Origin of the sequence: Streptomyces sp. NPDC006544 (assembly GCF_040611715.1) — a bacterium.
Taxonomy (GTDB): domain Bacteria; phylum Actinomycetota; class Actinomycetes; order Streptomycetales; family Streptomycetaceae; genus Streptomyces.
In genome coordinates this window covers 174,127-183,372 of sequence record NZ_JBEXOV010000003.1, presented here as the reverse complement: position 1 = coordinate 183,372, position 9,246 = coordinate 174,127, and the positions used below count along the sequence as shown (strand labels likewise).

Below are 9,246 nucleotides of genomic sequence, written 5' to 3'. Positions count from 1 at the left end.
TCCGGCAAGGGCGACGTCTCCGTCGTCCGCACGGACAACAAGGTCACCCCGGACGCCTTCAAGCAGGGCTCGATCGACGGCGCCTGGGTGCCGGAACCGACAGCCTCCAAGCTCGTCTCCGACGGCGGCGCCGTCCTCCTCGACGAGACCGCCCTGTGGCCCGACAAGAAGTTCGTGATCACGAACGTCATCGTGTCGCAGAAGTTCCTCAAGGAGCACCCGGACGTGGTCGAGGCCGTACTGAAGGGCACGGTGAAGACCAACGAGTGGATCAACGCCCACCAGGACGAGGCGAAGGCCTCCGCGAACGCGAAGCTGGCGGCCGAGGGCGGCAAGCCGCTCGACGCGAAGGTCATCGACCCGGCCTGGCAGTCCATCCTCGTCACCGACGACCCGCTGGCCTCCACGCTGAAGACCGAGTCCGACTGGGCGGTCAAGGCCAAGCTCATCGAGCAGCCCGACCTGGCCGGCATCTACGACCTGACCCTCCTGAACAAGGTCCTGAAGGCCGCCGGCAAGCCCGAGGTCTCCGACGCCGGCCTCGGCGCCAAGTAACTCCGTAGTCCAGCAACCCAGGAGGTGACGACCATGGCCACCACGCTCGCCAAGGCTGCCGAGGGCATCGCAGCGGAGCAGCACCAGCACGCCGCACGCATCGAGCACGTATCGAAGTCCTTCTCCGGCCCGGCAGGAACGCAGCTCGTCCTGGACGACATCAGCCTCGATGTCGCTCCCGGAGAGTTCGTCACCATCCTGGGGGCCTCCGGTTGCGGCAAATCCACCCTGCTCAACCTGGTCGCCGGACTGGACGAGCCGTCCGTGGGGTCGATCGAGACCCCCGGCGGCCGTCCGGCCCTCATGTTCCAGGAGCACGCCCTCTTCCCGTGGCTGACCGCGGGCAAGAACATCGAACTGGCCCTGCGCCTGCGCGGGGTGGCCAAGGCCGACCGCAAGCCGGAGGCGGAGCGGCTGCTGGAGCTGGTCCGGCTCGGGGGCGCGTACGGCAAGCGGGTCCACGAGCTGTCCGGCGGCATGCGCCAGCGCGTGGCCCTGGCCAGGGCCCTCGCCCAGGACAGCCGGCTGCTGCTCATGGACGAGCCCTTCGCCGCCCTCGATGCCATCACCCGCGACGTGCTGCACGGCGAACTCACCCGCATCTGGGCCGAGACGGGGCTCTCCGTCCTCTTCGTCACGCACAACGTGCGCGAGGCCGTCCGGCTCGCGCAGCGCGTGGTCCTGCTCTCCTCGCGCCCCGGCCGGGTCGCCAGGGAATGGACCGTGGACATCCCGCAGCCGCGCCGCATCGAGGACGCGGACGTCGCGGAGCTGTCCCTTGAGATCACTGAAGAACTGCGTGGGGAGATCCGCCGTCATGGCCAGCACTGACACCACTGCGAAGACCGCGGCCAAGAACGACGACCTGGCCGGTCTGGAGGCCGGGCTCGACGCCCTCGACGCGGTCCAGACCCACCGCGCCTCCCTGCGCGAGGTGTTCACCAAGAAGGTGCTGCCCCCGCTGCTGGCCGTCGGCCTCGTGCTGATCGTGTGGCAGGTGCTCGTCACGGCGAAGGTCACCGACGAGACCAAGCTGCCCGCTCCGTCCGCGGTCTGGGACAGCCTGTCCGAGATGTGGCTCAAGGGCACCCTGGTGGAGGTCGTCTGGACCAGCGTCTCCCGCGGCCTGCTCGGCTTCCTGCTGGCCCTCGCCATCGGCACCCCGCTCGGCCTGCTCGTCGCCCGGGTGAAGTTCGTCCGCGCCGCGATCGGCCCGATCCTCCAGGGCCTGCAGTCGCTGCCCTCGGTCGCGTGGGTGCCGCCGGCGGTGCTCTGGTTCGGCCTCGACGACGCGATGATGTACACGGTGATCCTGCTCGGCGCCGTCCCGTCCATCGCCAACGGCCTCGTGTCCGGCATCGACCAGATCCCGCCGCTGTTCCTGCGCGCCGGACGCACCCTGGGCGCCACCGGACTGAGCGGCGCCCGGCACGTGGTCATGCCCGCGGCGCTGCCCGGCTACCTGGCCGGCCTCAAGCAAGGCTGGGCCTTCTCCTGGCGCTCCCTGATGGCCGCCGAGATCATCGCCAGCTCCCCGGACCTGGGCCTCGGCCTCGGCCAGTTGCTGGAGAACGGGCGCAACAACATCGACCTGCCCGGCGTGTTCCTCGCGATCCTGCTGATCCTCGTGGTCGGCATCGCCATCGACCTGCTGATCTTCAGCCCGGTCGAGCGCTGGGTGCTGCGCAGCCGCGGCCTGCTGGTCAAGAGCTGATCCCCGTGTACGCGCACTCCCCCACGCCCCCCGCCCTGCTGGTCGTCGCCCACGGCAGCCGCGACCCGCGGCACGCGGCGACCGTGCACGCCCTCACCCGGCGGGTGCGGGCGCTGCGGCCGGGGCTGCGGGTGGAGACGGCCTTCCTGGAATTCGACGGGCCGGCCGTCGACCGGGCGGTCGCCTCCCTCTACCGCTCGGGCGTCCGGGAGGTCGTGGCCCTCCCGCTGCTCCTGACGCGGGCGTTCCACGCCAAGTCCGACGTCCCGGCCGTCCTCACGGCGGCCGCGTCCCCCCTGCCGGACCTCTCGGTCCGGATCGCGGATGTCCTCGGCCCGTCCCCCTTGCTGCTGGCGAACCTCGAGCGCCGCCTGGGGGAGGCCGGCCTCACCCCGGCGGACCGCGCCACCACCGGTGTGGTGCTCGCGTCCGCCGGTTCCTCGGACCCGGAGGCGATCGCAGTGATCGCTGAAACCGCGCGGGAGTGGCGGCACACCGGTTGGTGCGCCGTGCGGCCTGCGTTCGCCTCCGCTGCTCTCCCCCGGACGGAGGACGCCGTACGGGCGCTGCGCGCGCAGGGCGTCCGCCGGGTCGCCGTGGCCCCGTACGTGATCGCCCCCGGCCGCCTTCCGGACCGCATCGCGGCGGGCGCCGCGGCGGCCGGCGCCGACGTGGTGGCCTCCGTCCTGGGCCCTTCACCGGAACTGGCCCGCCTGCTGCTGCGCCGCTACGAGGCCGCGGCCGGCTCCCCGGCACGGGTCCCCGCGCTGACGGGCTGAGCCGCCGGCGCGGGCCGCGGGCTACCCGCGGGCGACGGCCTCGTCGGCCAGGGCGGTCAGGTCCTCGATGGACATCGCGCCCGGAGGGAGGCCCTCACGGGCGAAGATGTTCGCCGCGTGCCGCAGGGTGTCGTTCACCGGGGTCTTCACCCCGTGCAGCCGGCCGAGCAGCGTGATCTCACCGTTCAGGTAGTCCGCTTCGATCGATCCCGTGCCCCGGGCCAGGCTCTGCCAGGACGATCCGCCCCGCACACCGGCCGGCTGTTCGACCTTGCCGTCCCGCGCCGCCGTCTGCTCGGCCTCCGAGGCGTACCCGATGCCGGCGGCCTCGAAGGCGGTCTTCGCCTCGCGGATCGCCCGCAGCAGCAGCGCCGCCTTGGCCGGATCCGGATCGGGGCCGGTCGTCGCCTGGATCGCGTTGCCCAGGTTGCCCAGCAGCTTCGCGTGCTTCCACCGCATCACGTCCTCGACGACCGGGGCCCCGAAGCCGGACTCCTCCAGGTCGGCCGCGATCCGCCGGGCCCGCGCGTCCGCGCCCCCGGCGGCCAGTCCGACGTGCAGGATCCCGGTCAGCGGCGCGCACAGCGCGGAGACCACTCCCGGCTCCAGGAACGTCGCCGGCAGCCAGACGCAGACCCCGTACACGCGCGCGAAGCGCCGTAGGGCGAGGCGTTCGCTCTCCACGCCGTTCTGGGCGCACAGCACCGGCAGCCGCTGCGCGGCCGTTCCGCCGCCCGCGACCTCGGCGTCGCCCCACGCGTCGAGCGCGGCGATCGCGTCCTGGGTCTTCACCGTCAGCACGAGCACGTCGTCGGGACGCAGTTCGCCGAGTCCGGCCGGGTCGCCGGCCACGGGCAGCCGGTGGACGCGCTCCCCGTCGGCCGTGGTGAGCCGCAGCCCGTCCGCCCGGAGGGCCTGCGCGTGAGGGCCGCGGGCGACGAGGACGACCTCGTGGCCCGACTCCGCGAGCCGTCCGCCGATGGTCGCGCCGATCGCCCCGGCGCCGATGATGATGTAACGCATGCCCCGAGCCTGGCACAGGCTCGCCGCCGCGCTACGGTCGGGCCATGCCCGTTCCCACTGAAGACACGTTCCTCCTCGGCGGGGACCTGCCGGTACGCCGCCTCGGGCTCGGCACGGGCGGGCTGGTCGGCGCCGGCTACTGGGGCCCGCGGGGCTCCCGCGCCGAGGCGCGGACGCTCCTGCGCGCCGCCGTGGAGCGCGGGGTCACCCTGATCGACACCGCCGACAACTACGGACCGGCCCTCGCCGAGGAACTCGTCGCCGAGGCCCTCCACCCGTACGGACAGGGGCTGGTGGTGTCCACCAAGGGCGGGGTGGTGCGCACCGGCCCGGACCGTTGGCACGCCGCGGGCCGGCCGGAGCGGTTGCGGGCGATGTGCGAGGCGAGCCTGCGCAGACTCCGGCTCGACCGGATCGACCTGTACCAGCTGCACCGCTTCGATCCCGCCGTCCCGGCGGCGGAACAGCTGGGCACCCTGGCCGGCCTCCGGGCGGAGGGGAAGATCCGCCACATCGGACTGAACACGGTGACGGCCGCACAGCTGCGGGAGGCCCTGACCCACGTCCCCGTGGCCTCGGTCCAGAACCCGTACCACCTGCTGGACCGCTCCTCGGCGGAGCTCCTCTCCCTGTGCGAGGCGCGCGGGATCGCCTTCCTCCCCTCCTACCCGCTGGGCAGCGGCGCCCTGACCCGTGAGAGCGCGGCCGCGCTGACGGCGGTGGCCGCCGAGCACGGCGCGTCCACCGGCCAGATCGCCCTGGCCTGGCTGCTCCACCACTCCCCGGTCCTCTGCCCCACGCCGGGCACGGGCTCCCCTGGCCACCTTGCGGAGAACCTGGACGCGGCCACGGTCCGGCTGAGCCCGCGCGAGACGTCCCTGCTGGACGCTCTGGCCGACTGACCCGTGGCGGGACCCGAGCCGGGCGGCCTCCGGGCAGTTCCGGGTCGGTTCCGGGTCAGTCCGAGGTCAGTTCGAGGTCAGTTCGACGAGCTTCGCCACCGTGTTCCAGTTGCGGGTGGTCACGTCGATGCCCTTGACCACGGCCGGCTTCGCCAGGGCCTCGGCCAGCTTCGAGCGGCCCAGGCCCTCCGGGGCGTAGAGGTAGACGACGCGGTCGCCCAGACGGTACTCCTCCGGGAGGTACGAGGGCCCGTCGATCGCGGCGAACCGGGACGGGTCGGGCAGCTCGGAGCAGAAGGTGGCGTGGAGCTGCCTGCCCTCCAGCTCGGCGACGGGGAAGGGGCAGGCGTCGGCGACGGCACGCAGGTAGGCGGCGTCGAGCACCAGGCAGGCGACCCGAAACCCGAAGTGGGCTTCGATGGCGGCCTCCAGCTCGCGGGCCAGGGCGTCCGGGGCCCGCTCCGTCGCGCTGCCGAAGACGGCGTTGCCGCTCTGCAGGTACGTCTGCACGTCCTGGTGTCCCAGGTCGTGCAGGACCTGGCGCAGTTCGGCCATCGGGACCTTCTTGTTCCCGCCGACGTTGATGCCCCGCAGGAGCGCCGCGTACTTCCGAGTCGTCATGTGCGAACGATAGGACCCGCCACCGACATCGTGTCCCGGGGCGTCGGGGTGGGCGGGGCCGGTGCGGGCGGTCCGGCCACGACCGGGTCCGCGGCCCGCCGACCGGGCCCGGGTGCGAGACTTGGCCGATCAAGGACGCCCGGGCCCGCCCCGGGTCGAGGCGGCGGACCCGGACGGACGGCGGAGAACGGCATGGACGAGGCACGGGCCAGGCAGGCGCTGACGACGGCGGGCCTCACCGCGCGGGCCGGGACCGCGCAGCTGCTGGCCCTCGGCGAGAACGCCGTCTTCGCGCTCGGCGACGGCCTCGTCGCCAAGGTGGGCCGGGAGGCGGCACTGCTGCCCCGCGCGGAGCTGGAGCTCGCGGTGGCGGGCTGGCTCGCGCGGTGCGGGGTCCCCGCGGTCCGCGCGGCCGAGCCGGAGCCCCGGCTGGTGGACGGGCACCCGGTGACGCTGTGGCACCGGCTCCCGGACGCGGTCCGCCCGGCCGGACCGCAGGACCTCGCGGCGCTGCTGCGCCGGATCCACGCCCTGCCCGCGCCCCCCTTCGTCCTGCCCCCGCGGGACCTGCTGGGCGGGGTCGAGCGCTGGCTGCGGCTGGCGGGCGACGCGATCGACCCGGCGGACGCGGCGTACCTGCGGGCCCGCCGCGACGGGTACGCCGGCCAGGTCGCCGCCCTCACCCCGCACCTCGCGCCGGGCCCGATCCACGGCGACGCGCTGCCCCGCAACGTCCATGTCGGCCCGGAGGGGCCGGTCCTGGTCGACTTGGAAACGGTCTCCAGCGATCTGCGCGAGCACGACCTCGTGGTGATGGCGCTCTCCCGCGACCGCTACGGGCTGCCCGCCGAGTCCTACGAGGCGTTCGTGACGGCCTACGGATGGGACGTGCGCGACTGGGAGGGCTGCGCGGTCCTGCGCGGCGCCCGCGAGACGGCCAGCTGCGCCTGGGTCTCCCAGCACGCCCCGGTCAACCCCAAGGCCCTGGCCGAATTCCGCCGCCGGGTCGCCTCGCTGCGCGAAGGGGACACGGAAACCCGCTGGCACCCGTTCTAGTGCCGCGTCAGGCGACGTCTGCCCGTTGAGGAGCGGCGTCCGGTGCGTGCTCCCGGACGGCATCCGGTACCTGCACGTCCAGGCCGACCAAGGGATGCGCAGCTCATCGCCGGAGGTCCACGTCCCGCTGCGGCGCGCCGGCCCCGGGACGGGCGCCCGCGGCCTCGACCTCGTCCTCCTGCACCACTCGCTGCAGTTCGCGCCCGCGCGCCGGAAGCAGCTGCGGGCCCGGCTGGGCCCGGGCCGGCCGCGGACCGCGAGGCTCGCGGGGCCCGTCGCCGCCGATCCGTCGGGCGGCCCCCGGGCGCAGCGGCACCACGAGGAGAACCGGGACCGGTTCCACCAGCACGTCCACGCCGGGACGCTCTTCATGACCGGGAGCGCCCCGCTGTTCGCCCAACGGGGGCCGGAGCCGGGCCCCTACGCCGCCACGAGTCCCCGCAGCGGCCACGCCGTGTCGATCACCGCGTCCGGAGTGCCCTGCCCCCGCAGGTAGGCCTGGAAGTCGCGGGCCCAGCGTTCGTGCCAGGCGCCCTGGCGGGCGTGCAGCGCGGCCGGGGTGAGGGCGGCCACCTCCGGGTGGCGGGCGGCTATCGCGCGGGCCACGCCGACCGCGGCCAGGGCGTCCGCTCCGGCGTCGTGCGCGGCTTCGAGGGTGACCCCGTAGACCCCGCAGGCCGCTTCCAGCGTCCGCTTGCCGCGCCGGTAGCGGTCGACGGCCCGGTCGATGGTCAGCGGGTCCACGACGGGGCCGGTCTCCGCGCCGTCCAGCCGGTCGGCGAGCGAGGGAAGTCCGTGCCGGGCGAGCTCCGCCGACAGCAGGGTCAGGTCGAAGGCCGCGTTGTAGGCGACGACGATCCCGCCCGCCCGCCAGTGGTCCACCAGGGCCGCCGCGACCTCGTCCGCGACCTCCCGCACCGGGCGGCCTTCGGCGACCGCCCGCTCCGTGCTGATGCCGTGGATGGCGGAGGCCTGTTCCGGAATCGGTATCCCCGGGTTCGCGAGCCAGACCCGCCGTCCGCGCACCTCGCCGCCCCGCACCTCGACCACCGCGGCCGTCACGATCCGCGACTCCCCCGGCTCCGTGCCGGTCGTCTCCAGGTCGAACCCGATCAGCACACCGCCGTGCCAGTCCCCCATCACGCGCCCCCCACCCCTACCCGTACCTTCGGTCAACGGCTTTCAGCCTGCCACGGGCCACTGACACCGCCGCCCCCGGGTCCGCCGGGCGGTGCGCCTCACCCGGGGGGCGCGGGGCGTCCCGGTATCAGGAGACGGGCCGGGAGTCCTGCCAGATCGACTCGAACTCCTCCCGGTACGTCGGGAACAGCCCGTGGTCCGCGTCGCGCGAGGTGTCCCGGGACCCGACGCGGCCGCCGCCCCGCAGGACCAGGACCGGCGCCTCCATGCCCCGCGCCCGGCGCAGGTACGACTGGACCACCGCGATGCCCGAGGACTCGCCCTCGACCAGGTAGGCGGTGAAGCGCGGGGTCTCGTCGAAGACGTGGATCTCGAAGTCCGACGCGTCCCGCAGCCCGGCCCGCACCCGCCGCACGTGCAGGATGTTCATCTCCACCGACCGGCTCAGCTCGCCCTTGCGCAGCCCGAGCTCCCGCTCGCGCCGCTTGACCGCGCTGCTCGCCGGATTGAGGAACAGCAGCCGCACCCGGCAGCCGGCCTCCGCGAGCCGTACGAGTCTTCGGCCCGAGAAGTTCTGGACCAGCAGGTTGAGGCCTATGCCGATGGCGTCGAGGCGGCGCGCGCCGCCGAAGAGGTCCTCCGCCGGGAGCTGGCGCTGCAGCCGCACCCGGTCGGGGTGGACGGAGATGACGTCCGCGTACCGGTCTCCGACGAGGTCCTCGACGGCGTCGATCGGCAGCCGGTCGGCGGAGGGCGAGCCCGCGCCGCCGCCCAGTACCTCCAGCAGCCGCGCCGAAGCCCGCTCCGCCTGCTCCAGGACGGCCCGCGACAGGGCACGGTTGCGGGAGACGACGTTGCGCGTGACCTCCAGCTCGTCCAGCGCCTGTTCGATGTCGCGCCGGTCGTCGAAGTACGGCTCGAAGCACGGCCAGTGCTGGACCATCAGCTCGCGCAACTGCGGCAGGGTGAGGAAGCTGAGCACGTTGTCGTCGGCGGAGTCCAGCAGGTAGCCCTTGCGGCGGCTGACCTCCCGTACGGCGACGGCGCGCTGCACCCACTCCTGGCCGGCGGGGCCGGCGGCCGCGACGACCCAGTCGTCCGCGGAGTGCACGGGTTCGTAGACCGGGCGGAGCACGGCTCCGACCACGGCCCGCAGCCGCTGTTCGACGAGGTTCAGCCAGATGTAGGCGCGGCCGGCGCGCTGCGCGCGCACCCGGACCTCGCTCCACGCGTCCGCGCCCCAGTCCAGCTCGGCTCCGGATCCGGCCGGCGCCTTCCCGGTCCTCCCGGCCTCCGGCGGGGCGAGCGACACCGCACCGGCGGGCATTCCGCCGGGAGCGCCGCCCGCGGCGTCCGCCGGGCCGCCCTCGTGACCGCCGTCACCAGGGGGCAGCTCCAGACCTCCCGAGCTCACCCGTGCACCGCCTCCCGCGTCTGGACGCCCGTCTCCAGTGAT

General features: G+C 74.3%; 11 protein-coding genes. 7 read left to right on the top strand and 4 right to left on the bottom strand.

The window, feature by feature from the left end; genetic code table 11:
* The 4 genes from ABZY44_RS02730 to ABZY44_RS02715 form a co-directional block, all read left to right on the top strand.
* Positions 1-555: ABC transporter substrate-binding protein (locus ABZY44_RS02730; RefSeq protein ID WP_356649735.1), on the top strand; the 555-nt coding region annotated here is incomplete at its 5' end.
* 33 nt (positions 556-588) lie between these two features.
* Positions 589-1,386: an ABC transporter ATP-binding protein gene (locus tag ABZY44_RS02725; RefSeq protein WP_356649734.1), complete on the top strand. Its 798-nt coding sequence runs from the start codon at positions 589-591 to the stop codon at positions 1,384-1,386.
* Positions 1,373-2,269 (top strand): ABC transporter permease, encoded by an 897-nt coding sequence (locus ABZY44_RS02720; RefSeq protein WP_356649733.1) that lies wholly within the window; start codon positions 1,373-1,375, stop codon positions 2,267-2,269. The genes ABZY44_RS02725 and ABZY44_RS02720 overlap by 14 nt, the downstream gene beginning before the upstream one ends.
* A 5-nt stretch (positions 2,270-2,274) precedes the next feature.
* Complete coding sequence (locus tag ABZY44_RS02715) at positions 2,275-3,048, top strand: sirohydrochlorin chelatase (protein ID WP_356649732.1); 774 nt, start codon at positions 2,275-2,277, stop codon at positions 3,046-3,048.
* A gap of 21 nt (positions 3,049-3,069) precedes the next feature.
* Here the strand turns inward: ABZY44_RS02715 and ABZY44_RS02710 are convergent, their stop codons facing one another.
* A complete protein-coding gene (locus ABZY44_RS02710; protein ID WP_356649731.1) occupies positions 3,070-4,071 on the bottom strand; it encodes a 2-dehydropantoate 2-reductase N-terminal domain-containing protein in 1,002 nt (333 codons plus the stop codon).
* A gap of 44 nt (positions 4,072-4,115) precedes the next feature.
* Here ABZY44_RS02710 and ABZY44_RS02705 point away from each other — a divergent pair, with 44 nt between their 5' ends.
* Positions 4,116-4,973 carry an aldo/keto reductase gene (locus ABZY44_RS02705; protein WP_356649730.1) on the top strand — a complete coding sequence of 286 codons (858 nt, stop codon included), beginning with the start codon at positions 4,116-4,118 and terminating at the stop codon, positions 4,971-4,973.
* A 66-nt stretch (positions 4,974-5,039) separates the two neighbouring features.
* On the opposite strand, the gene ABZY44_RS02700 is transcribed toward ABZY44_RS02705, so the two are convergent.
* Complete coding sequence (locus ABZY44_RS02700; protein WP_356649729.1) at positions 5,040-5,594, bottom strand: DUF1697 domain-containing protein; 555 nt, start codon at positions 5,592-5,594, stop codon at positions 5,040-5,042.
* A 192-nt stretch (positions 5,595-5,786) separates the two neighbouring features.
* Here ABZY44_RS02700 and ABZY44_RS02695 point away from each other — a divergent pair, with 192 nt between their 5' ends.
* Together ABZY44_RS02695 and ABZY44_RS02690 are read left to right on the top strand one after the other, a co-directional pair.
* Positions 5,787-6,650 carry an aminoglycoside phosphotransferase family protein gene (locus tag ABZY44_RS02695; protein ID WP_356649728.1) on the top strand — a complete coding sequence of 288 codons (864 nt, stop codon included), beginning with the start codon at positions 5,787-5,789 and terminating at the stop codon, positions 6,648-6,650.
* Positions 6,651-6,696: 46 nt separating this feature from the next.
* Positions 6,697-7,146 (top strand): hypothetical protein, encoded by a 450-nt coding sequence (locus ABZY44_RS02690; protein ID WP_356649727.1) that lies wholly within the window; start codon positions 6,697-6,699, stop codon positions 7,144-7,146.
* On the opposite strand, the gene ABZY44_RS02685 is transcribed toward ABZY44_RS02690, so the two are convergent.
* Together ABZY44_RS02685 and ABZY44_RS02680 are read right to left on the bottom strand one after the other, a co-directional pair.
* Entirely contained in the window at positions 7,071-7,790 is a 720-nt protein-coding gene (locus tag ABZY44_RS02685; protein WP_356649726.1) for a 3'-5' exonuclease, read from the bottom strand. The genes ABZY44_RS02690 and ABZY44_RS02685 overlap by 76 nt on opposite strands.
* A gap of 127 nt (positions 7,791-7,917) precedes the next feature.
* Positions 7,918-9,204 carry an SAV2148 family HEPN domain-containing protein gene (locus ABZY44_RS02680; RefSeq protein ID WP_356649725.1) on the bottom strand — a complete coding sequence of 429 codons (1,287 nt, stop codon included), beginning with the start codon at positions 9,202-9,204 and terminating at the stop codon, positions 7,918-7,920.
* Between the last annotated feature and the right edge of the window lie 42 nt (positions 9,205-9,246).

Excerpts from the sequence above, each read along its gene's own strand:
- ABZY44_RS02705 (WP_356649730.1), top strand. The coding sequence starts at position 4,116 with ATGCCCGTTCCCACTGAAGACACGTTCCTCCTCGGCGGGGACCTGCCG.
- ABZY44_RS02710 (WP_356649731.1), bottom strand. The coding sequence starts at position 4,071 with ATGCGTTACATCATCATCGGCGCCGGGGCGATCGGCGCGACCATCGGC.
- ABZY44_RS02725 (WP_356649734.1), top strand. The coding sequence starts at position 589 with ATGGCCACCACGCTCGCCAAGGCTGCCGAGGGCATCGCAGCGGAGCAG.
- ABZY44_RS02700 (WP_356649729.1), bottom strand. The coding sequence starts at position 5,594 with ATGACGACTCGGAAGTACGCGGCGCTCCTGCGGGGCATCAACGTCGGC.
- ABZY44_RS02720 (WP_356649733.1), top strand. The coding sequence starts at position 1,373 with ATGGCCAGCACTGACACCACTGCGAAGACCGCGGCCAAGAACGACGAC.
- ABZY44_RS02695 (WP_356649728.1), top strand. The coding sequence starts at position 5,787 with ATGGACGAGGCACGGGCCAGGCAGGCGCTGACGACGGCGGGCCTCACC.
- ABZY44_RS02685 (WP_356649726.1), bottom strand. The coding sequence starts at position 7,790 with ATGGGGGACTGGCACGGCGGTGTGCTGATCGGGTTCGACCTGGAGACG.